This window comes from Primorskyibacter sp. S187A, from assembly GCF_049800955.1.
In the GTDB taxonomy this organism is placed as follows: Bacteria; Pseudomonadota; Alphaproteobacteria; order Rhodobacterales; family Rhodobacteraceae; genus JAKVBH01.
Genome location: NZ_JBNAGA010000002.1, coordinates 130,568 through 151,146 on the forward strand (window position 1 = coordinate 130,568; position 20,579 = coordinate 151,146).

The following is a 20,579-nucleotide window of genomic DNA, read 5'->3' on the forward strand; positions in this document are numbered from 1 at the left end:
CAAAAGAGTTCGTTCAATGGGGAGAGCCTAGCAGGGCCAAAGTGGTGCGTATAGTTTTTTGATCATGCTGGGGTTGTGTGCCCCTGTCATCTCATTTCAAAGCGCGCGCGAGGAAGTCACGGGTCTGTGGCTGTTGCGGCGCATCAAAGAGCGCCTCCGGCGGGCCTTCCTCGATGATCTGGCCGTCTTTGAGAAAGCAAACCTTGTCGGCGGCTTCACGGGCAAAACCCATCTCATGGGTGGCCAGCACCATCGTCATGCCCTCGGCCTTGACCAGCCGCAATACGTCCAGCACCTCGCCCACAAGTTGGGGATCAAGCGCGGAGGTGATCTCGTCAAAAAGCATGACCTCAGGCTTCATCGCCAGAGCGCGCACGATGGCCACGCGCTGTTGCTGCCCGCCTGACAGTTGATCCGGGTAATGCGTCATCCGATCGGCCAGACCGAACCGCTCAAAAAGCGCCGTGACCTCCGGGCGCAGGGCCTCGCGCGTTTCGCCCCGGCGCAGGCGTGGGGCCAGCATCACGTTTTCCTCCGCCGTCATATGCGGGAAGAGGTTGTAGCTCTGAAAGACCATGCCGATACGCTGGCGGATCGGCTGGGGATCAAACCCGGGCACGGAGATATCCTCCCCATCGAGGAAGATCTCACCGTCTTCAATGGGCTCCAGCAGGTTGATGCAGCGCAGAAGCGTGGACTTTCCCGCCCCTGACGCACCGATGAGGCAGACCATTTGGCCTTCCTCGACATCCAGATCAATCCCGTTGCAGACGACGTTCGCGCCAAACTCTTTGACGACCCCGCGCAGGCGCAACTTGGCCATCAGCTGCGCTCCCGGTTTTGCTTGGCCATGAGGTAATCCGCGTAGCGCGTCGCGGGAATTGTCACCGCGAGGAAGATCAGCGCGGCGCCGACATAGGGCGTGAAATTGGCCAGCAGGGATTTGAAGACGCCCGCCTGCCGAAAGATCTCCACCGGGCCGATGAAGGAGAGCAGCGAGACATCCTTTTGCAGCGCGATCAGCATATTCATCTGCGCGGGCACCACGCGGCGGATCGCTTGCGGCAGGACCACATGGCGCATCGTCTCACGCTCCGAGAGCCCCAGCGATTGCGCCGCTGCGCGCTGGCTCTGGTGCACGCTGTCTATCCCTGAGCGGAAAATCTCCGCCACATAGGCCGAATAGGTCAGGATCAGCGCCAGCGAGCCCCAGATGTAGGGCGAATTCCAAGGGCGCGGCAGGCCAAGGCCGGGGATGCCGAAGCCAATGAGATAGACCGTCAGGATCACTGGCACGCCGCGAAAGACATCCGTATAGGCCGCGCCAAAGATGCGCAGCGGAAAGAGTGCGGGCGCGCGCACATCCCGCGTCAGCGCGATGAGCAGGCCCAGAATGGCAATCGCAGGCGCGCACCATGCAAAGATCATCACGTTGATCGTGAAGGCCTCAAGCAGCTTTGGGAAGCTCTTGGCCAGCACCTCGCCATTGAAGAAGCTTTTTTGTACCTTCTCCCATCCCGGCGCCATGGGGATCAGGACAAAGAGCGCCGCAAAGACCGCGACCGTACTGGCCGCGGCCACACGCAGGGAACGCCTGCGCTGTGCATCCTCATAGGCTTGTCGGCGGGTCCGCCCCGCCGAATTGCGCGCGCTCATGGCTTACTTGATCAGCGGCACGCCCGTGGCGCTTTGCAGCCATTCCGCCTCAATCGCGGCCAGTTGCCCGCTGTCCTTGAGGCTCGTGAGAGCCGCGTCGATGCATTCCTTGAGCGGGTTGCCCTCTTCCATCAGCATGCCGAACTCGTCGGGGTTCTCCTCGCGATCTGCCGGGAACTGACCCACAACGCTGGCGCCTTCGATCATGACGGCACTCAGGAACAGCGCCGTCGGCAGGTCAAAAAGTGCTGCATCAATCTGGCGGGCGCTCATGGCGGCGTTGATATCGGCATTGTCACCGTAGAGCAGGAGATCCTGCGTCGGTTGGATCGTCTCGGTCAGCTTCGGCACAGCCGTCGTCGTGCCCACGGCGCCCCATTTCAACTCGCGTAGAGCCTCCAACGTAGCCTCTGTCTCAACGCCGGGCGCCAACAGAACGGCCATCGGTGCCGCGTAATAGGCCTCGGAGAAATCAACCACCTGATCACGCTCGGGCGTGATGGAATATTGCTGCATGTTGACGTCGAAATTCTTCGGCCCCGGCTGGATCGCCTCGTCAAAGCTGGAGCGGACCCAGACGACATTCTCCGCCTCGATCCCCATCTCGGCAGCCACCGCATAGGCCACAGCCGCTTCAAACCCTTTGCCGCTCTCGGGCGCATCATCCATCACCCAGGGGTAGTAGGCCGGATTGCCCGTGGCGATGGTGAGCTTGCCCTCTTCGAGCGTCTTGCCCTCATAGCACAGGTGGCCGCCTGCAAGGGCGGTTGTGGCGCTGAAGGCAAAGGCGAGTGCGGTTACTGTGGTTGTCTTGATCATGGGCCTCTTGGCTCCTTTGATGTCATCCCTGATGTCGCGCGACATTATGGAGCGCGGGCGCGCACTGTCCAGCCTAGAAGCTCCCCCAGCTCAAGCCATCCGCCCGGTTTGCACAAAATCGCCCCAGAGGTGCCGCGCGGGAGCCAAATGCGCCCATCAGACTTCCCGCACGCGACCCGGAGGAGCCTCATGAACACATTGCTGAGCTATGCCGCCCTCTTCGCCGGGCTCGTCTTTGTCTATGTGAGCCTGCCTGAGCCGCGCGATAAGGGGCCGTTGGAGACTGAAGCCTCAGAGACGCAGATGGTCGTGCGCGGGGCGCAATCGCGTTTTGAATACAGCCTCGGCGCGCGGCGGGAGATCTCGATCACCATGACGCTGGCCTCCCCGCCTCATGGCGCGCGCGAAAGCGGTGTGCTGCAGGCGGTGTCTTATTTCACGCCCAAAGCGCGCGATGCCTTCGTAGAAAAATACGGCCCGGGCAAGCCCTGCCCCGCGCCGTTTTATCGCCGCCATGCACAGCACAAGATGCTCTTTGCCGACACGCCCCAGATCGCCGAACGCCTGCGCGCGCTGCCCCAGGGCTCCATGCGTGACACCGGCAAATGGCATCAGGTGACGCTCACGGGCCGCTGCATCACCGATCTGGACTATGCCGAGATCCGGGACCAGCAGGTCGCCCTGCCCCGCGAGATGACGCGCCGCTGCATGTCATTCGTCGTGGAAGACTTCGAACTCAGCGCGCCGGGCGCAATCTAGGCTCTACTGCTCCGGGACGAGGATTTCACGCTTGCCCACATGGTTGGCCGCGGACACGACGCCTTGATCTTCCATCTGCTCCACAAGCCGCGCGGCCTTGTTGTAGCCAATGGCCAGCTTGCGCTGGATATAAGACGTCGAGCACTTTCGATCCCGGATGACGATGGCCACCGCCTGATCATAGAGCGCATCTTCGCCATCCGTGTTGCCGCCCAGACCAAGGACAAGATCGATATCGCTTTCCTTGTCCTCATCGGGCCCTTCGACCACACCGCCGACATATTCGGGCGGACCGAAGGCCTTGAGATGGTTCACGATTTCCTCGACTTCCTCGTCAGAGACAAAAGGCCCATGGCACCGCGTGATCTTGGCGCCACCGGCCATGTAGAGCATGTCGCCCATGCCCAGAAGCTGCTCGGCGCCCATTTCACCAAGGATCGTGCGGCTGTCGATCTTGGAGGTCACCTGGAAGGAAATCCGCGTGGGGAAGTTGGCCTTGATCGTGCCTGTGATGACATCGACGGACGGTCTTTGCGTGGCCATGATCAGGTGGATTCCGGAGGCCCGCGCCATCTGCGCCAGACGCTGGATACAGGCCTCGATCTCCTTGCCCGCGACCATCATGAGGTCCGCCATCTCATCGACGATCACGACGATGTAAGGCATCTTTTCGGGCGCGAATTCCTCGGTCTCAAAGACGGGCTCGCCGGTCTCATCGTCAAACCCCGTCTGCACGGTGCGCGAGAACATCTCCTGCTTGGCCAGCGCATCAGCGACGCGGGAATTGTAGCCATCAATGTTGCGCACGCCCATCTTGGACATCTTGCGATAGCGTTCCTCCATCTCACCCACGACCCATTTGAGCGCGACCACGGCTTTCTTGGGGTCCGTCACAACGGGGGAAAGGAGATGCGGAATCCCGTCATAGACGCTGAGTTCCAGCATCTTGGGATCAATCATCACCATACGCAGATCCTCGGGCGTGAGCTTGTAGAGCAGCGACAGGATCATCGTGTTGATCGCCACGGATTTACCCGAGCCGGTCGTCCCGGCAATCAGCAGGTGAGGCATCTTGGCGAGGTTGGCCACAACCGGATCGCCACCAATATCCTTGCCCAGCGCGAGGGGCAGTTTCTGGTTGCCATCGCCATAATCGCGCGTCGAAAGGATTTCGCGGAAGCTCACCATCTCGCGCTTGTCATTGGGCAGTTCGATCCCGATGACCGACCGGCCCGGCACGGTCGAAACCCGGGCAGAGAGTGCGGACATGGAGCGCGCAATGTCATCAGAGAGACCAATCACGCGCGACGCCTTGAGGCCCGGCGCAGGCTCCAGCTCATACATCGTCACAACCGGACCCGGACGCACCGAGACAATCTCACCTTTTACCCCGTAGTCATCGAGCACACTTTCGAGCATGCGCGCATTTTCCTCGAGCGCCTCATCAGACAGGTGATGACGTTCGACCGTGGCGGGATCAGACAAAAGCGCCAGCGGCGGCAAATCGTAGTCGGCCTTGGTATCGTCAAAGGAGAAGGACGGCTGCGCCTCCGCCTTGGCCCGGCTTGAAGGCTGCACGGGCTTGCGTGTCGGCTGTTGGACGACCTTCTTGGGCGCAGGTGTCGTGACGCGTGCCTCCATCGGCGCGGCGGGTGGAACAGCCGCGGCATCTGCTGCGGGTACGTCCATGGACGGTGCGTCCCAGACCGCATCGTGCACCTGATGATCCACGTCCACTTCTGCCGCTGGTGCCACGGCAGCCTCAACCGGCACATCCATAACAGGCACAGATGCTGTCAGGGGCGCAGTCATGGGTGCAGTCAGAGGCGGCTCGGGCGGCAGGGCCGCGCCCGCAGACAGCGGCGGTTCCGGGGGCAGGCCCACGGATTGGCTAACGGGTTGGCTTGTGTCCAGGACCAGCGGCTGTGGACCACGGCCCCGCCCTTTCGTCAAAGGTGCGACTGTCTCAATCTTGGCATTTTGCTGACCGGGCACCGGCGCGCGGCGCACACGATCCTTGATGGCGCCTGCGATCTTGGCGCGGATGCGATCATCGCTCGGCATATCTGCATCGCCTGCGAATGTCGGCTGCTCCACAAGCTCCGGCTCAGGCATCGCCTGTTCAGGCCGACGGATGAGCGATGGCACCATTGACAGGATCGACGGCTTGGCCTGTGGTGCAGGCTCGGCGACAAATCCCGCATCCGCCTGAGGCGCCGCAGGTGCAATCGGAGCGGCCTTTTGGGCTGCGGCCTCGGCGGCAAGCTGATTGGCCTCCCATGTCGCGGCCTCTGCGCGTTCCTGCGCGCGGGCTTCACGCCGTTGGACCTGTTTCGCCTGCAAGGCGCGCGCCGTTGAGACCGCGCCCGTCGCACTCCGGCCCAGAACATTCATCAATGTCGCATAGGCCAGGATCAGCCCGACCATCAGGAAGCGCCCGATCCGACGCAGCTCAGGCATGGTAAAGCCCAGCACGAATACACCTGTGACCAGCACGAGAACAGCCATCAGGAACGACGCGAGTTTTGTCGTCAGCGCCGCACCAACAGGCAAGCCCGTGAGCAACGCGCCCAACACCGTATCCCCGAAGAGACCACCCAGACCAAAGCTGTGGGACCACCCTGCACCGGGCACAAGCGTCGCGGCATAAATCGCAGCCAGCGCAATCACGATCGGCGCAAAGACGATACGCCCGACAATGCGCTCGCTTCCCTGATGCAGCGCAAAGCGCAAACCCCAGACCAGCGCCACGGCAGCAAAGCCCCAGGAGGCATATCCCACGATCATCATGACCGGCGCGGCAATCGCAGCACCCAGCCGACCCATCCAGTTCTGAACAGGCGCATCGGTTGCGCTCATCCAGCTGGGATCTTCGGCGGCGTAGGACAGAACCATCGCTCCGATGGCCAGCCCCAGAAGCACCAGAACGATACCAAAAAGCTCACGGCCTCTTTTCTCAACCGCCGCAGCGGTATCACTGTCCAAAAGCGGGTCACGTCCTCGGGCGGGATAAGCCATTTTGCTCTTACCTCTCATACTTTTGAAGCACATCACGCAAGCGGGTCAGGCCACGCGCGCACTCTTCTTTTGGGGCGACCAGAGCCACCCGGATATAGGATTTGCCCGGGCTCTCGCCCGATACGCTGCGCGACAGGTAATCCCCAGGCAGGACGCGCACGGCGGCCTCTTGCCAGGCCCACAGCGCGGCCTGTTCCCCGTCTTCGACAGGCAACCACAGAAAGAAGCCGGCTTGCGGGCTCTGATAGCCCGGGTAGCTCGCGAATATCTCATCGGCCAGGGCGTATTTCTCGCGATAAAGCGCACGATTGTCTTCGACATGGGCCTCATCCGCCCAAACAGCTTCCGAGACGCGCTGGATCGGCAGCGGCAAGGGCGTTCCGGCATAGGCGCGTAATTGTTTGATGCGCGCGATGCTCTCGGGCCCTCCGGCCACGAAGCCCGACCGGAGCCCCGGCAGGTTCGAGCGTTTGGAAAGCGAATGAAAAATCACGACCCGCTCTGGATCCGCGCCGAGCTTTGTCGCGACTTCCAGCGCGCCCGCAGGCGGCGTGTCCCGGTAGATCTCGGAATAGCATTCATCCGCAAGAATTTTGAAATCGTGCTTTTCCGCCAAGGCAATCAACGCCGCCCAATAGGCCTCATCAGCCACAGCCCCCTGCGGGTTCGCGGGCGAACAGATGTAGGCCATGGCCACACGGTCCAAAAGCTCCGGCGAGAGCGACAGGTAGTCCGGCAGATGGCCCGAGGCCTGCGTCGCAGGTACAAAGACCGGCTCGGCATTCACCGACATCGTGGCGATCATATAGACCTGATAGAACGGATTGGGCATCAGGATCACCGGATGCTGACCGTTCTTCAACTCCGGGCACAGCGCCATCGTGACATTGTAGAGCCCTTCGCGCGTCCCGTTGAGCGCCATGATCTGACGGTCAGCGTCCAGCGTCACGCCGTAGCGCCGCGCCACCCAATCAGCGATGGCAGATCTCAACTCCGGCGTGCCGTCATTGGGGGGATATTTGGCAAAGCCCGCAACCTCGGCGGCCAACACCTGCGCAACGCTCTCCGGGAAAGGATGGCGCGGCTCGCCAATGGTCATGTTGACGATGTCATCTGCATAGGCAGGCGCGGGATCATGCACGTCCAAAAGAGCGCGCAGACGCGGGAACGCATAAGCCGGTAGGTTCGAAAACCGCTCGGGGAACATCAAAACTGCCTCATGGGTTCGGGATCATTAGCGTCCCGTTTGACAGGCAAGATAGCTAGGGCATTGCGCGCCGTCCAGAAAAAGGCGCGTCGGCTCAGGCTTTTGTGGCTTTTGCGCCGCGCCGTGACTCAAGCGATTGCGGCTGGCCGCGTTCCCGCCAGCACAGGATGTGTGTCAGGCCAAGTCTCGCGCTCGAAAACAGGCCAGCAATCAGGCCAGAAATCAGGCCAGCGCCTGCTCCACCGCTGCCCCCAAACGCAACAGCGCCGCTTCGCCCCGCGCCCGCCCCAGAACCTGCAAGCCGCAAGACCGCTCGCTTGTCGGCAGCGACAGGGCGCACAGCCCCATCAAGTTGCCCACCCGGGTGTTGCGCAGGGCCAACAGGTTGGAGCGCACGTAATAGTCGCTGTCCGTTTGCAGCCGCGCCTTGTTGGGGGGAACGATCGCCGCCGTCGGCGTTAGAACCGCGTGGAAGGGCGCCACGGCGTCCGCCCATGCAGCGCGAGCTTGATCTACCGTTTGCCATGCGGCCACATAGTCCGCTGCGTTTTGATCCTTGCCCGCGCGGAAGCGGTTCAGGATTTCGGGGAACATCTTGTCGGGATTTGCCTCAATCTCTTTGCCCCAGGTTCCATAGGCCTCGGATGTAAAGAGAATGCCTGACAGGGCCATGGGCGCTGCAAGCTCAGGCACGTCGATCTCCGTGATCTGCGCACCTGCGTCCTGCAGTCGGGCCAGCGCTTCGGCAAACGCGGCTGCGGGGCGCTCTTCGATATCGTCTTGCACGATGGTGTCGAGAACGGCGAAATGGACTCCCTTGAGCGATACCCCCTTGAGATCCGGCGCAGCGCCCCCGCCCATGGCCGCGTGCAAAAGCGCGGCATCCTCGACGGAGCGCGCAAGCGGGCCCACCGTGTCAAACTGCGCGCAGAGCGGCACCACGCCTTCAAGGCTGAGTGCGCCGGAGGTTGTTTTGAGGCCCACGAGATCGTTCCAGGCCGACGGGATACGCACGGAGCCACCCGTGTCCGAACCGATCCCTGCAGACGCCGTGCCAAAGGCCACCGACGCGGCAGCCCCCGAGGAGGACCCGCCCGGAACCGCGCCGTCATCATTGATGTTGGGCGGCGTGCCCGTCATCGGGTTGAGGCCCAGCCCGGAGAACGCCAATTCGCTCATATGGGTCTTGCCCAAACAGACAAGGCCTTGAGCGGTCGCGGCGCGCAGCACCTCCGCATCCCGCTCCGGCACCCGGCCTTCAAGCAGCTTGCTGCCGGCTTCTGTCGCGTCTCCGGCCGTATCGAAAAGGTCTTTCCAGGAGATCGGCACACCGTCAAGCGGCCCAACCCTGCGATTTTCACGCGCGCGCCGTGCGGCGGCTTCGGCTTCGCGCCGGGCGCGGGCCTCGGTCAGGCGCGCATAGATGTCCCCGCGGGGACGGGCTTTCTCAAGGTAAGCATCTGTTAACGCTTGCGGATCCAGCTCACCGCGGCCAATGGCACGGCCCTGTTCTGCTGCTGTTTTTGTGAGCCAATCCTGCATGTCGATCTCCCTCGTCAGGCTTTTGACGGTAGCGTCAGCGAAGCGCATGGACAATCCCGCTCGACCCGCCATATCCAGAAGTATGAACTTTGACAGCGATCTCCTCATCGTCGGCGGCGGGCTCAATGGTCCGACGCTTGCTCTGGCCGCCGCACAAGTGGGGCTGAGCTCGACCATTATCGACGCCCTGCCCCCCGAAACACAGGACGCGCCCGGCTTTGACGGACGCTCCTATGCCTTGGCGCTCGCCTCGCAAAAGCTCCTTGAGGCGCTGGGGCTTTGGGACGGTCTGGAGGCGCAAGCCCAACCGATGCTTGAGATCAAGGTCACCGATGGGCGCGCAGGCGAAGGCCCTGCGCCTTTCTTCATGCATTTTGACCATGCCGAGATCGAGGAAGGCCCCATGGGGTTCATGGTCGAGGATCGTCACCTGCGCGCAGCGCTTCTGGCCGCCACGCGGGCCGACCCGGCCATCTCACGCGTTCAGGACAGGGTCGTGGCGCAGTCGACGGATCACCTGGGCGTAGAGGTCACCCTTGCCTCCGGCAAGACGCTGCGCGGACGCCTGCTGATCGGGTGTGACGGACGGCAGAGCGGGACCGCCGAGCGCGCGGGCATCCGGCGCACGGGATGGGACTACGGACAGACCGCTTTGGTCTGCGCCATCGCCCATGAGCGGCCCCATCACGGTATTGCGCATCAATTCTTCATGCCGCCCGGACCGCTGGCCATCCTGCCGCTCACAGGCAATCGCTCCTCAATCGTGTGGTCCGAAACCCATGCAAATGCGGCCGCTATTCAAGCGCTGTCCGATGAGGATTACCTGACGGTGCTGCGCCCACGTTTTGGCGATTTTCTGGGCGAGATCGCCTTGGGCGGCGCACGATATACCTACCCGCTCAACCTGACGGTCGCGCAGCGCTTTATCGCGGAACGTCTGGCCCTCGTCGGCGATGCGGCCCATGGGGTGCATCCCATCGCGGGTCAGGGGCTGAACGCGGGATTTCGCGATATCGGCGCCTTGATCGAAGTGCTGTCGGACGCGCGCAAACGCGGTGAAGACATCGCCGCGCCACTGGTGCTTGAGCGTTACGCGCAATGGCGCGGCTTTGATGTGGCGACGCTGGCCATGGCGACGGATACGTTCAACAAGCTGTTTTCCAACGATAATCCCGTGCTGCGCGGTATACGCGATCTGGGCCTGGGCGTTGTGAATGCCGTGCCTGCCTTCCGACGCAGCTTCATTCGGGAAGCCGCCGGATTGACCGGCGACGTGCCGAAATTGCTCAAAGGCCAACCGCTCTAGCGGGCGGTGGCGCTCAGCACACAAGCGCTTTTCCAAGTCACTTCGACCTTGTGACGACCGCTCTCCACGCGGGGCGTAACGGCTGTCTGTTTACGCTGACACCCGGCTGTAAGTTGACTCACTTCGTGGGCCGCATTAACTCAAGTTAACAAATTATTAACGAGACATCGCAGCGTGAGTATTATGGTCCAGCGTTCCAACGTCTTTCGTTCCGGATTTATCCCTTTCACATTCGCTTTGTGCACGGCCGCTTTTGCCCAGACGGCGCACGCCAGCACAATCTTGCACGACATTGAGGTACGCCAGGAAGGTGCGACCCGCGTCGATCAGGTTCTCGAATATGACCCCGAGACGTTCGAGCCGCGCTTTCGCGAAGTCACGGTTGGCCCCGGGCCCATAACCATCTCGTGGAAAGGGCGCGATCTGAATGACGATGGCATTCTGACGATGACCGATTGCAACGAAGGCAAAAACGACTGCGTCTCCGAAATTTCTTACTTCTTTGCGACAGGTATCTACTCGGGCGGCGCTTGGAGCATCACTCCGAACTACCGCAAAAGCATGACCTATGATCTGACAACTGGCGCGTTCGAGATGTGGTCCGAGCGGTTTGGCGACTTGCGAACCACCTTCACGGCCTCATGGGACGGCACAACAGGCGCAAGCTCCTTTGACGAAGACACTATGGATGGTGGCCTCAGTCTGGGCAGCTCCTCCGGTGCGTTCCAATTCGTACGCGGCGGGCCCACGACCGCCCCGGTGCCGCTGCCTGCGTCTGTTCTGGCTTTGATGGCGGGTCTCGGTGCTCTGGGATGGGCTGCGCGGCGCCGTCAAGCTTAGGCGTCACGCCCCCAATTTGCATCCTGCATCTCCCGCAGGCGTGATGCCGTGCGCTCAAATTCGAACGCACCCACACCTTCGAGATACAGCATTTCAGGCTGCGCTGCCGCTGTGGCGATGACCTTGACCTGCGCCTCGTAGAGCGCATCCACCAGTGTCACAAAGCGCTTGGCGGCGTTGAAATTCTCGGAGCTGAGCTGAGGGATGTCTTCAAGGATGAGCACCCGCGCGGCTTCCGCCAGAGCCAGGTAATCTGCGGGGCCGAGGGCTTTGCCGCAAAGGTCATAAAAACTCGCCCGCGCGACGCCATTGACAAAGGCAGGTATCTCAACCTCGCGCTTGTTGACCGTGAGCACAAGCGGGCGCGCCGTGGCACCCCCGAAATCTGCCCAGATCGTGCCAATCGCGGCGCGCGCGGCAGCGTCTGCGGGCGCAAAATAGACCTGTTCACCGGACAGACGATCCTGCCTGTAATCCGTGTCAGACGCCAGCTCCCAGACCGTCATATGCTCTTTGATGAAGTCAATGAACGGCAGGAAGAGCTGACGGTTCAGCCCATCCTTGTAGAGATCATCCAGCACGCGATTCGATGTCGTGACAACTGTGACGCCCGCGTCAAACAGCATCTCGAACAAACGCCCAACAACCATGGCATCGGTGATGTCGGTGATCTGCATTTCGTCAAACGCGAGACAGCGGATACCCTCACTGACCTCTTTGGCAACGGGCACAAGCGCATCCTCGACGCCCCGCGCGCGCGCCGCATGCAAACCTTTGTGCACCTCCTGCATGAAGGCATGAAAATGCACGCGCCGGACCCCCTCGCCCACGGCCTCCACGAAAAGGTCCATCAACATGGACTTGCCACGCCCGACACCGCCCCAGAGATAAATACCCTTGGGCGCCTCGGCTTTCTTGCGGAAGAGCCCCCGTTTCACCGGAGTTTGCAGGGCATTCGCAAGGCGCGAAAACTCCGGCAGCACAGCTTCCTGAACCGGGTCCGGCTTCAAGGCACCGCTGGCGACCCTGTCTGCGTAGATCTCGATCACTCGTGTCATGGCTCCGCCATGGCCCGACGCGCGCGCGCAGTCAAGATGGGCTTATGCGACGCATCACAATTTCGCATTTGACCTTTCCGGCGGCCATGGGACATGTGAGGCCTCAAGGAGCGCCTGCATGACAAAGACCTCAATCGTCACACCCGTTCTGCTCGTCGGCTGTGCCATCATCATCGTGAATTTCTCGATCCGGGCCAGTTTCGGCGTATTTCAGATCCCCATTGCCGATGAGTTTGGCTGGTTGCGATCAGAATTTTCGCTGGCCATCGCCATCCAGAACCTCGCCTGGGGGTTTGGCCAGCCGGTCTTTGGCGCACTGGCCGAGAAGATCGGAGATCGCAAAGCGATTGTCATCGGGGCCATCATCTATGCGCTGGGGCTGCTGTTTTCTTCCGTCGCCACGACCCCGGGCGCGCATCAGATGCTCGAAATTCTTGTTGGTTTCGGGATTGCGGGCACCGGCTTTGGCGTGATCCTCGCGGTTGTGGGGCGCGCCAGTTCGGATGAAAACCGCTCCATGAGCCTTGCGATTGTCACGGCGGCGGGCTCTGGCGGTCAGGTCATCGGGCCGCCCGTCGCGGAATGGCTGCTGACGATGATGCCCTGGCAGATGGTCTTTGTGGTGTTTGCAATAGCAATCCTGGCGACGCTGGCGCTTTTGCCCGCGATGCGTGCGCCTGCGGTGAGCAAGGCCGAGCTGCAAGAAAGCATGGGCACCATCCTGAAACGGGCCTTTCGGGATCCCTCTTACACCATGATCTTTCTGGGCTTTTTCGCTTGTGGCTATCAGCTCTCCTTCGTCACCGCCCATTTCCCGGCCATGGTGACGGAATTCTGTGGCCCGATCAGCCCCGGCGGCACGCTGCATTCGCTGGGGATCACGACGACAAGCGCATTAGGCGCCATCGCGATCTCGCTCATTGGTCTCTTCAACATTGCGGGCACTTTGGCCGCAGGATGGGCGGGCAAGCGGTATTCGAAGAAATACCTGCTATCAGGCATTTACTTTGCTCGGACAATCATCGGCGCGGCGTTCATTCTCTTCCCGATCACGCCGGAGACGGTGATCCTGTTCTCGGCCGCCATGGGCGCGCTCTGGCTGGCAACGGTTCCGCTGACGGCGGGCCTCGTCGCGCATCTCTACGGGGTGCGCTACATGGGTACGCTTTATGGGGTGGTCTTCTTCTCGCACCAACTGGGCTCGTTTCTGGGCGTCTGGCTCGGCGGGCGGCTCTATGACGTGACAGGTGACTACACAGCCGTTTGGTGGGTTGGTGTGGCGGTGGGGGCCTTCTCGGCCATTGTGCATTTGCCTATTCGCGAGAACCGTAGCGCGGCACCAGCGGCGGCGTGACCCGGCGCTAGAGGTGCTATCCGCGCTCAGGGATCGCGGCGATCACCGCCTCTGCATGCGTATAGGCCAACCCGTGGCCCGCATCCGCGATTACGACATGGGCAACCGCGCTGTTCCATTCGCTCAGCATGTCCTTGCAGGACAATGGGATCACCTCATCGCGCGCGCCCCAGATTGCCGTCACGGGCAGGTCCATTGCGGCAATCTTGCTGTGCTCTTTGCGCAGAGGGCTGGCCATGATGCCCCGCACGGAAGAGAGGACCGCCGGAACAAAGCCCCGGTAGTTCAGCTCATCCTGTTGCCGGTCGATGATGGCATCGACCTGCAGCTCAAGCGACCGTTCGGCCTCGGTGCCCGCGCGGTGGGCGCGGGGGTAAAAGGCGTGCATCATCCAGTCGCCCAGCAGCGGCACCTGCATCACCTGTCGCGTCAGCCCGCCCAGATCGGCACGCATCCCGCCCGGCGCGAGCAACACCAGCTCCGAGACCTGATCGGGATGACGGGCGGCGTAATCCGTGACGATGGCACCGCCCATGGAATAGCCCAGCATGGGGATCTTGCCCTTGATCCCCAGCGCCGCACGCAGCTCGTTGATGTGGCTGCTATAGAAGCGGCCATCCTGCAATCCGCGCGGACGGTCGGAATACCCGCGCCCGAAATGGTCATAGGTGATGACACGGTGCCCGCGCGCGACCAGCGCAGGCACGATGGCGTCAAAAACAAAAGAGGGCGTGGTGAGCCCATGGACCAACAGATAGGGCGCGCCGTCCTCGGGCCCAAACTCCCGCACATAGGTCAGACCGCGCGAGAGCGGCAGCAGACGCCCCGGCAGCCCCGCACGCCTGCCTGCGACATCCAGCCGGAAGAGCTCCACCGCGAAGGGTGCAACCGCCACCAGCGCGATTAGGCCAAGCGCTACGAACATGCGTCCAGCACATAGCGCGCGACCATCAGGTCGAGATGCGCGCCGCCCCCGTTTTTAAACAGCGTGATCTCATCGGCGCTCTCGCGGCGCATCGCGTCGGGCTCATAGAAGCTCGCAAGCAGATCGTTTCGCGTGATGGTGCCGGCCTGTAGCGGGATCTCGATCTCGCCGATATGGCCGATGGTCGTCTCGCGGCTATCGACGAAGATGCGCGCACGGCGCAGGGCGGTATCGTCCACCTCGCGCATATCGGGGCGGTAGGCGCCGATGAGGTCCACATGCTGGCCCGGTTGCAGCCAATCGCCCTTGAGGATCGGCTCTATCGTCATCGTGGCGGAGGTGATGATGTCGGCCCCGCGCACGGCCTCCTCCAGATCGCCCGCCACCTGAGCGCCCATCTCGGCCGCCAGCGCCTCTGCCTTGGAGGCCGTGCGATTCCAGATGGTGAATTCCGCGCCGGGAAAGCCTGCGCTGTAGGCCTCGATCAGAGCGCGGGCCACGGTCCCTGCCCCCAGAACGAGGATCCTGCGGCTGTCAGGGCGCGCCAGGCTGAGCGCCCCCAGCAGGGAATCCCCAGCGGTTTTCCACTTGGTCACGAGGTGAAAATCGACCATGGCGGAGAGCTGGCCCGTCTCATTGTCAAACAGGCTCACCGCGCCGTTGACAGTGGGCAGATCAAAGCGCGCATTGCCCGGGTGGATCGTCGCGGTCTTGACCAGCGCGCCCAGCCCATCGATCCAGGCCGCGCGGCTCAGGATCGTATCGTCGCCGCGATAGAGGAACGTGTCTCCAATCTCGGCGCGGGGGCGTTTGTGACCCGCCTTCAGGGCTTCCGTCAGCGCCAGCCAATCGAGCTTGGTCTCGGCCTCGCGGGTGATGAAAGGAGGCGTCATTGCGCTTCCTCCTCGGTGAGAAGGCCCTCGGAGATGAGCCTTTCGGCAAAGCCATCCGGCCCCTTAAAGAGATGCACCTGCCAGCCGCGCGCGGCGGCGGCGTCGATATTCTCGGGCTTGTCATCGGTGAAGAGCAGGCGCGCAGGCGCGACACCGCTGTCCTTCTCGACAATCTCGTAGATAGCCGGATCAGGCTTCATGACCTTGAGACGCCCCGAGACGTAGCGGCGGTCAAAATCGGCAAAGAAAGGATACATCTTCTGGGCGATATCGAAGGTTTCATCCCCGAAGTTCGACAGCGCAAAGACCGGTACGCGCTTGGCTTTCAGCGCATGCAGGAGCCGCACGGAGCGGTCGATGCGTGGGGTGACCATCTGGTGCCAATGCTCGGGCCAGAGCATGATCTCGCGGGCGTATTCGGGATGTTTTGCGGCGAGCTCCGCGAAGCTCTGGCGGAAGGGCGCGCCAAGATCAATTGCATCATTGACCTCCAGCATGGGCACGGCGTCAAAGAGCGCGCGTCGGCGGTCCTCGCCGATCAGCTCGTCAAAGACCGCCTCTGGCCGCCACTCGATGAAAATCCAGCCAATATCAAAGACAACTGCGTCAACACTCATGGGGCAAATCCTTCTGCGGGGCGGGTCGCGCCGGTTTCTATGCCGCGCGAGTTTTTGATCGGAGCGTTGATGTAATCCTGTGCTGCAGCGTCGAGCACGCCGAGCGACACCAGCACATGGGCGATGGCAGCCTCGGCAGCGCGGGTCGCACCATCAGCAATCTTGAGGGCGACACCAAGCCCCTGTTTGGGCAGGATGGCCACGAAATAGCCCTCCGCCCCGGTCTTGATGGCAACGCCGTCCATTGCGCGCATCAGGTTGGTGCAGGCCCGGCGTTCGCCCGCCACATAGTCTGGATGGGTGTGCATCGCCTCAACAAGCTGCGCCGCGGCGCGGCTCATCACATCCGACCGCGTGCCAGCGGCAGCAAACCATGCCATGGCCCGGGCCATGCCCTCCATGCTGGCCGCGTGATTAGGGGCGGAACAGCCGTCGATGCCATAGCCCGGCGAGGTCTCCTGCGTGACCTCCTCAAACGCCTCCAGCACGGCCTTTTGCACGGGATGATCGATCTCGAGATATTCCAATTCACCGCCCAGATGCTGCGCCAGCATCAAAAAGCCCGTGTGCTTGCCAGAACAATTGTTGTGCTCCTGCCCTGGTGTGCCGTGGGCGCGGATCATGGCGAACTTGGCATCGCGGTCCCATGGGGCTTGTGGGCCACAGCGCAGATCATCCGGGGAGAGGCCCAGTTCGCCTAGCCACATGGTGACTTCATCGGTATGGATCGCGCCACCCTGATGCGACGCGCAAGCCAGCGCCAGACGATGTTTGGGCAAGGTTTGCCCGACCCCGGAGGTCAGCAGAGGCAGGGCCTGGATCATCTTGGCAGACGAGCGCGGATAGACCAAAGCCTTGGGATCGCCCCAGCTGGCGACCAGGCCCTTGGCATCGCAGATCGCGACATGTCCGAGGTGTTGGCTTTCCAAGCGGCCTCCCCGCCATATATCCACCAGAGGCTGGGCCTTCGCATGAGGCGCGTCGGGGGATGGGTTGCACATGTCTCACCTCTTGATATTGGGCGGTTTTTTGCCACTTGGGCCTTTCGCCCATCGCGCGTTTCAGGCTAATGTGCTTTCGTCGAGAAGAAAATGGGCGCTGGCAAAGAACCCCGTCGAGAGGGTAGCAGTGTCTGAATTGAGGCCAGGACAGCTTGGAGGCTGGACAAAATGAATTTTCGTTTTGCTGCGGCATGGATTGCAGCGGGCACGTTGGCGGCAAGCGCCGCCATCGCGCAGGAAGAAAGCACCAATCGCGTATCCACGAATACGGATTGGAGCGTTTTTGTCGAAGACAATCCGACAGAATGCTGGGCCGTGTCGCGCCCCAAAGAGACGGTCAATACGCGCGATGGGCGCGTCGTGGCGGTGCGCCGGGGCGATATTCTTTTGTTTGTCTTCTACCGGCCCAGTGCCAACGTAAAAGGGCAAGTCAGCTTCACGGGCGGATATCCGTTCGCCAGCGGCTCTACCGTCAGCCTTGAGATCAGCGGCAACAATTTTGAGCTCTATACCGATGGGGAATGGGCCTGGCCTGCAACGCCTGCGGATGATGCCCGTATTGTCGCGGCGATGAAAGCCGGCGCAGAAGCCACGTTGACCGCACGGTCCTCCCGGGGCACGCAGACCAAGGACACCTTCTCGCTCCTGGGCTTTACTGCGGCATCTGAGGACGCGGACAAACGCTGTTCGAATTAATCCGGCAGGATTGGGGGGCAGCCCCCAATCGCACGTATATTTGGGAGCCAGCCCCCAAACGCAGGTATATTTGGGGGCCAGCCCCCAAACCCCCGGAGTTTATTGGCAAGATGAAGACACGGCCTTGGACTTTCATGGCCGATTTTCTTTTGAATTGCACAGCGAATCCTATATTGGGCGGCATCCATCGCAGAGGCTGAGATTATGAGCGCGCCAATTACGCAGGACGTTTTGACGATCCCCCGCAAATTGCCTGAGGGCCCTATCAACCTCGTCGGGCTGACACGGGCCCAGCTCCGTGAGACGCTGATCAACGCAGGCACGCCTGAAAAGCAGGCGAAGATGCGGGTGGGCCAGATTTGGCAATGGATTTATCAATGGGGCGTGCGTGATTTCGCGGAGATGACCAATCTCTCCAAAGCCTACCGCGCAGAGTTGGCTGAAACTTTCGTGATCGAGGTGCCTGAGGTGGTCTCCAAACAGGTGTCGGCGGATGGCACGCGGAAGTACCTTGTGCGGATCGCAGGCGGCCATGAAGTTGAGGTTGTCTATATCCCCGAGGAGAACCGGGGCACCTTGTGTATTTCCAGTCAGGTGGGCTGTACGCTGACCTGTTCGTTCTGCCACACGGGCACACAAAAGCTTGTCCGCAATCTGACGGCGGGTGAGATCATCGGGCAGGTCATGGTCGCGCGCGACGATCTGGGCGAATGGCCCGAACGCGGCGCGCCCAAGGATGAGACGCGGCTGTTGTCGAACATCGTGCTGATGGGGATGGGCGAGCCGCTCTACAATTTCGAGGGCGTGCGCGACGCGATGCAGATTGCGATGGATGCCGAGGGCATTCAACTCTCACGGCGCCGGATCACGCTCTCGACCTCGGGCGTCGTGCCCGAGATTGCCAAGACCGCCGAGGAGATCGGTTGCCTGCTGGCGGTTTCGTTCCATGCGACAACCGATGAGGTGCGCGACAAACTCGTGCCGATCAACAAGAAGTGGAACATCGCCGAGCTGCTCGACGCGCTGCGCGCTTACCCCCGGCTCAGCAATTCGGAGCGGATCACCTTTGAATATGTGATGCTCAAGGATGTGAACGACAGCGATGCTGACGCGCGGCGGCTCGTCAAACTCATTCAGGGCATTCCCGCCAAGATCAACCTGATCCCCTTCAACGAATGGCCCGGCGCGCCGTATGAGCGCTCGGATTGGGACCGGATCCAGAGCTTCGCCGATATTATCCACAAGGCGGGCTACGCCTCTCCGATCCGCACACCGCGCGGCGAGGACATCATGGCGGCCTGTGGCCAGTTGAAATCCGCGACCGAGCGTGCGCGCAAGAGCCGCAAGCAGATTGAAGCGGAGACGCGGGCGGGGTGAGGCCCGAAGCAGATACCTCTAGCCGGAACGATGGGCGAATGATTTCGCCAGCGCGGCGGCATAGTCGCGACAGATGTCATCTTCGCGGTAGCTGACTATGCTTTGGCACGATAAGTATCGTGTCGTCCAATCGGCCCTGGGGTACACATGAACCGACTTAATTGGCTGAAGCTCATATTTCTGCGGCATTATCGGAGTATGGGGTTGCGCGTCCTGCTCTATGCGCTCCTGTCTGTTGCCGCGACCCTCGCAAGCCCCTTCGTCAACGCGCTCCTTGGCTATAATGAAAATACTAGTCTCGACTTCACCTCGGTAACGCCAGTTCTCACGATTTTGGCGAGTACGATGCTGGCGGTCTCAACATTTTCACTCAGCATCATGGTGTCCGCCCATCGGGCGGCGGCCAACACTGCCACACCGCGCGTGCATCACATTTTGCTTGAAGACACGACAACGCAATCTGTGCTGTCGGTTTTCATCGGAGCCTTCGTGTATTCACTTAGCTCATTGGTCTTGTATCGCTTGGGGTTTTATCCAACTGAAGCTGCGCTCATTGTCATGGGCATTACAACCATCGTGGTGGTTGCCGTGATCTTATCGCTGTTGCGATGGATCAATCATCTGACAACACTGGGCAGCCTTCATGACAGTTTGCAGGCTGCAAAAGGGCGCGCCGAGGCATCACTTCTCGCTCTAGCACGCCATCCAGGGTTTGGCGCACAGGAATTGACTGAAGACATCGTTTTGCCAACGAAAACAACGCCCTTGCACGCCCCGCAATCTGGGTATCTGCAGTTGATCGATATGGCGATGTTGCAGAAGTGTCTTCCTGACAAAAGCACAGTTTATCTCGATGCGACCCCAGGCGATCACATCCTGATGGGCGAGGTCATTGGACACATCTCAGGTTCGGTCGACGATGCTGGCTGTCTGAAGTTAATGAAAGCGTTCACCTTTGGCGATCTCCGAACCCATGAACAAGACGCGGAGTTTGGTTTGGTCGTCGTTTCAGAGATCGGCCTGAAAGCCCTCTCTCCGGGCCTCAATGATCCGGGCACAGCAATAGAAGCCATTTTCGTTCTCAAAGCGTTGCTCTGGCGATATGCGAATGAAAAACCGAACCCTTCAGCGCCGGTCGTCCGGAATGTCTTCGCGCGGTTTCCCGGATGTGCCGAGTTCGTGGAGGCCTCATTTGCACAGATTTCGAGAGAATGCACCGCAAGCTATCGAGTATTGGAGCAGCTATTGACCAGCTTGGCGACGTTGTCTCGCTCCGAGAATGCCGAGCTCTCCCGAGCCGCTCAGGGCCTTGCAAAACAAACCATCGACAGAGCAGCGAGGGCCGGATTGCCAGATGAAGATTTGGCAAGACTTCGGGCGGCAAATTCGGTGCTAAGGCTCCCTTAGCCTGCCTCCTTTAACCGTAACAATACGCTGTAGCGCACGCTCGCTGACGGGCCTGGAACACTTCCCTAGCAATAAAAAAGGCCAGCCCGGAGGCTGGCCTTGAT

The 20,579-nt window shown here is 61.4% G+C and carries 18 protein-coding genes; 7 read left to right on the top strand and 11 right to left on the bottom strand.

Annotated features, from left to right (window positions below; genetic code table 11):
- Window positions 1-91 precede the first annotated feature (91 nt).
- The 3 genes from ACP15S_RS11630 to ACP15S_RS11640 are packed head-to-tail and all read right to left on the bottom strand — an operon-like array spanning window position 92 to window position 2,475.
- Window positions 92-823, bottom strand: coding sequence for an amino acid ABC transporter ATP-binding protein (locus ACP15S_RS11630; RefSeq protein ID WP_425039808.1), 732 nt, complete (start codon window positions 821-823; stop codon window positions 92-94).
- Window positions 823-1,656 carry an amino acid ABC transporter permease gene (locus ACP15S_RS11635; protein ID WP_425039809.1) on the bottom strand — a complete coding sequence of 278 codons (834 nt, stop codon included), beginning with the start codon at window positions 1,654-1,656 and terminating at the stop codon, window positions 823-825. Before ACP15S_RS11635 ends, ACP15S_RS11630 begins: the two co-directional genes overlap by 1 nt.
- Before the next feature lie 3 nt (window positions 1,657-1,659).
- Window positions 1,660-2,475 (bottom strand): ABC transporter substrate-binding protein, encoded by an 816-nt coding sequence (locus ACP15S_RS11640; RefSeq protein WP_425039810.1) that lies wholly within the window; start codon window positions 2,473-2,475, stop codon window positions 1,660-1,662.
- Window positions 2,476-2,664: 189 nt separating this feature from the next.
- Here ACP15S_RS11640 and ACP15S_RS11645 point away from each other — a divergent pair, with 189 nt between their 5' ends.
- Entirely contained in the window at window positions 2,665-3,234 is a 570-nt protein-coding gene (locus ACP15S_RS11645; RefSeq protein WP_425039811.1) for a hypothetical protein, read from the top strand.
- 3 nt (window positions 3,235-3,237) lie between these two features.
- Here ACP15S_RS11645 and ACP15S_RS11650 read toward each other — a convergent pair whose 3' ends face one another.
- The 3 genes from ACP15S_RS11650 to ACP15S_RS11660 form a co-directional block, all read right to left on the bottom strand.
- Complete coding sequence (locus ACP15S_RS11650) at window positions 3,238-6,252, bottom strand: DNA translocase FtsK (RefSeq protein ID WP_425040885.1); 3,015 nt, start codon at window positions 6,250-6,252, stop codon at window positions 3,238-3,240.
- Between the two features lie 7 nt (window positions 6,253-6,259).
- Complete coding sequence (locus ACP15S_RS11655; protein ID WP_425039812.1) at window positions 6,260-7,459, bottom strand: aminotransferase class I/II-fold pyridoxal phosphate-dependent enzyme; 1,200 nt, start codon at window positions 7,457-7,459, stop codon at window positions 6,260-6,262.
- A gap of 222 nt (window positions 7,460-7,681) precedes the next feature.
- Entirely contained in the window at window positions 7,682-9,001 is a 1,320-nt protein-coding gene (locus ACP15S_RS11660; protein WP_425040886.1) for an amidase, read from the bottom strand.
- Window positions 9,002-9,047: 46 nt separating this feature from the next.
- Between ACP15S_RS11660 and ACP15S_RS11665 the strand changes: the two genes are divergently transcribed.
- A complete protein-coding gene (locus tag ACP15S_RS11665) occupies window positions 9,048-10,307 on the top strand; it encodes an FAD-dependent monooxygenase (protein ID WP_425039813.1) in 1,260 nt (419 codons plus the stop codon).
- 282 nt (window positions 10,308-10,589) lie between these two features.
- Window positions 10,590-11,147, top strand: coding sequence for a VPLPA-CTERM sorting domain-containing protein (locus ACP15S_RS11670; protein WP_425039814.1), 558 nt, complete (start codon window positions 10,590-10,592; stop codon window positions 11,145-11,147).
- Here the strand turns inward: ACP15S_RS11670 and zapE are convergent.
- Window positions 11,144-12,205, bottom strand: coding sequence for a cell division protein ZapE (zapE, locus tag ACP15S_RS11675; protein ID WP_425039815.1), 1,062 nt, complete (start codon window positions 12,203-12,205; stop codon window positions 11,144-11,146). The genes ACP15S_RS11670 and zapE overlap by 4 nt on opposite strands.
- A 118-nt stretch (window positions 12,206-12,323) precedes the next feature.
- Between zapE and ACP15S_RS11680 the strand changes: the two genes are divergently transcribed.
- Complete coding sequence (locus tag ACP15S_RS11680; RefSeq protein WP_425039816.1) at window positions 12,324-13,559, top strand: MFS transporter; 1,236 nt, start codon at window positions 12,324-12,326, stop codon at window positions 13,557-13,559.
- A 16-nt stretch (window positions 13,560-13,575) separates the two neighbouring features.
- Here the strand turns inward: ACP15S_RS11680 and ACP15S_RS11685 are convergent, their stop codons facing one another.
- The 4 genes from ACP15S_RS11685 to ACP15S_RS11700 are packed head-to-tail and all read right to left on the bottom strand — an operon-like array spanning window position 13,576 to window position 16,995.
- Window positions 13,576-14,484: an alpha/beta hydrolase gene (locus tag ACP15S_RS11685; RefSeq protein WP_425039817.1), complete on the bottom strand. Its 909-nt coding sequence runs from the start codon at window positions 14,482-14,484 to the stop codon at window positions 13,576-13,578.
- Window positions 14,475-15,377, bottom strand: coding sequence for an ornithine cyclodeaminase family protein (locus ACP15S_RS11690; RefSeq protein ID WP_425039818.1), 903 nt, complete (start codon window positions 15,375-15,377; stop codon window positions 14,475-14,477). The genes ACP15S_RS11685 and ACP15S_RS11690 overlap by 10 nt, the downstream gene beginning before the upstream one ends.
- Window positions 15,374-15,994, bottom strand: a complete 621-nt coding sequence (locus ACP15S_RS11695; RefSeq protein WP_425039819.1) for an HAD family hydrolase — start codon at window positions 15,992-15,994, stop codon at window positions 15,374-15,376. Before ACP15S_RS11695 ends, ACP15S_RS11690 begins: the two co-directional genes overlap by 4 nt.
- Window positions 15,991-16,995: an asparaginase gene (locus ACP15S_RS11700; RefSeq protein ID WP_425039820.1), complete on the bottom strand. Its 1,005-nt coding sequence runs from the start codon at window positions 16,993-16,995 to the stop codon at window positions 15,991-15,993. The genes ACP15S_RS11695 and ACP15S_RS11700 overlap by 4 nt, the downstream gene beginning before the upstream one ends.
- A 168-nt stretch (window positions 16,996-17,163) precedes the next feature.
- Here ACP15S_RS11700 and ACP15S_RS11705 point away from each other — a divergent pair, with 168 nt between their 5' ends.
- The 3 genes from ACP15S_RS11705 to ACP15S_RS11715 all read left to right on the top strand — a co-directional run bounded on the left by ACP15S_RS11705 (window position 17,164) and on the right by ACP15S_RS11715 (window position 20,475).
- Window positions 17,164-17,691 (top strand): invasion associated locus B family protein, encoded by a 528-nt coding sequence (locus ACP15S_RS11705; RefSeq protein ID WP_425039821.1) that lies wholly within the window; start codon window positions 17,164-17,166, stop codon window positions 17,689-17,691.
- A gap of 204 nt (window positions 17,692-17,895) precedes the next feature.
- Window positions 17,896-19,068 carry a 23S rRNA (adenine(2503)-C(2))-methyltransferase RlmN gene (gene rlmN / locus ACP15S_RS11710; protein WP_425039822.1) on the top strand — a complete coding sequence of 391 codons (1,173 nt, stop codon included), beginning with the start codon at window positions 17,896-17,898 and terminating at the stop codon, window positions 19,066-19,068.
- A 147-nt stretch (window positions 19,069-19,215) separates the two neighbouring features.
- On the top strand, window positions 19,216-20,475 hold the full coding sequence (locus ACP15S_RS11715; RefSeq protein WP_425039823.1) for a DUF2254 domain-containing protein: 1,260 nt from the start codon (window positions 19,216-19,218) through the stop codon (window positions 20,473-20,475).
- Window positions 20,476-20,579: the final 104 nt, after the last annotated feature.

Bases quoted from the DNA above. Each gene is read 5' to 3' on its own strand.
- ACP15S_RS11630 (WP_425039808.1), bottom strand. From the start codon at position 823: ATGGCCAAGTTGCGCCTGCGCGGGGTCGTCAAAGAGTTTGGCGCGAAC.
- ACP15S_RS11635 (WP_425039809.1), bottom strand. From the start codon at position 1,656: ATGAGCGCGCGCAATTCGGCGGGGCGGACCCGCCGACAAGCCTATGAG.
- ACP15S_RS11640 (WP_425039810.1), bottom strand. From the start codon at position 2,475: ATGATCAAGACAACCACAGTAACCGCACTCGCCTTTGCCTTCAGCGCC.
- ACP15S_RS11645 (WP_425039811.1), top strand. From the start codon at position 2,665: ATGAACACATTGCTGAGCTATGCCGCCCTCTTCGCCGGGCTCGTCTTT.
- ACP15S_RS11650 (WP_425040885.1), bottom strand. From the start codon at position 6,252: ATGGCTTATCCCGCCCGAGGACGTGACCCGCTTTTGGACAGTGATACC.
- ACP15S_RS11655 (WP_425039812.1), bottom strand. From the start codon at position 7,459: ATGTTCCCCGAGCGGTTTTCGAACCTACCGGCTTATGCGTTCCCGCGT.
- ACP15S_RS11660 (WP_425040886.1), bottom strand. From the start codon at position 9,001: ATGCAGGATTGGCTCACAAAAACAGCAGCAGAACAGGGCCGTGCCATT.
- ACP15S_RS11665 (WP_425039813.1), top strand. From the start codon at position 9,048: ATGGACAATCCCGCTCGACCCGCCATATCCAGAAGTATGAACTTTGAC.
- zapE (WP_425039815.1), bottom strand. From the start codon at position 12,205: ATGACACGAGTGATCGAGATCTACGCAGACAGGGTCGCCAGCGGTGCC.
- ACP15S_RS11680 (WP_425039816.1), top strand. From the start codon at position 12,324: ATGACAAAGACCTCAATCGTCACACCCGTTCTGCTCGTCGGCTGTGCC.
- ACP15S_RS11685 (WP_425039817.1), bottom strand. From the start codon at position 14,484: ATGTTCGTAGCGCTTGGCCTAATCGCGCTGGTGGCGGTTGCACCCTTC.
- ACP15S_RS11690 (WP_425039818.1), bottom strand. From the start codon at position 15,377: ATGACGCCTCCTTTCATCACCCGCGAGGCCGAGACCAAGCTCGATTGG.
- ACP15S_RS11695 (WP_425039819.1), bottom strand. From the start codon at position 15,994: ATGAGTGTTGACGCAGTTGTCTTTGATATTGGCTGGATTTTCATCGAG.
- ACP15S_RS11700 (WP_425039820.1), bottom strand. From the start codon at position 16,995: ATGTGCAACCCATCCCCCGACGCGCCTCATGCGAAGGCCCAGCCTCTG.
- ACP15S_RS11705 (WP_425039821.1), top strand. From the start codon at position 17,164: ATGAATTTTCGTTTTGCTGCGGCATGGATTGCAGCGGGCACGTTGGCG.
- rlmN (WP_425039822.1), top strand. From the start codon at position 17,896: ATGAGCGCGCCAATTACGCAGGACGTTTTGACGATCCCCCGCAAATTG.
- ACP15S_RS11715 (WP_425039823.1), top strand. From the start codon at position 19,216: ATGAACCGACTTAATTGGCTGAAGCTCATATTTCTGCGGCATTATCGG.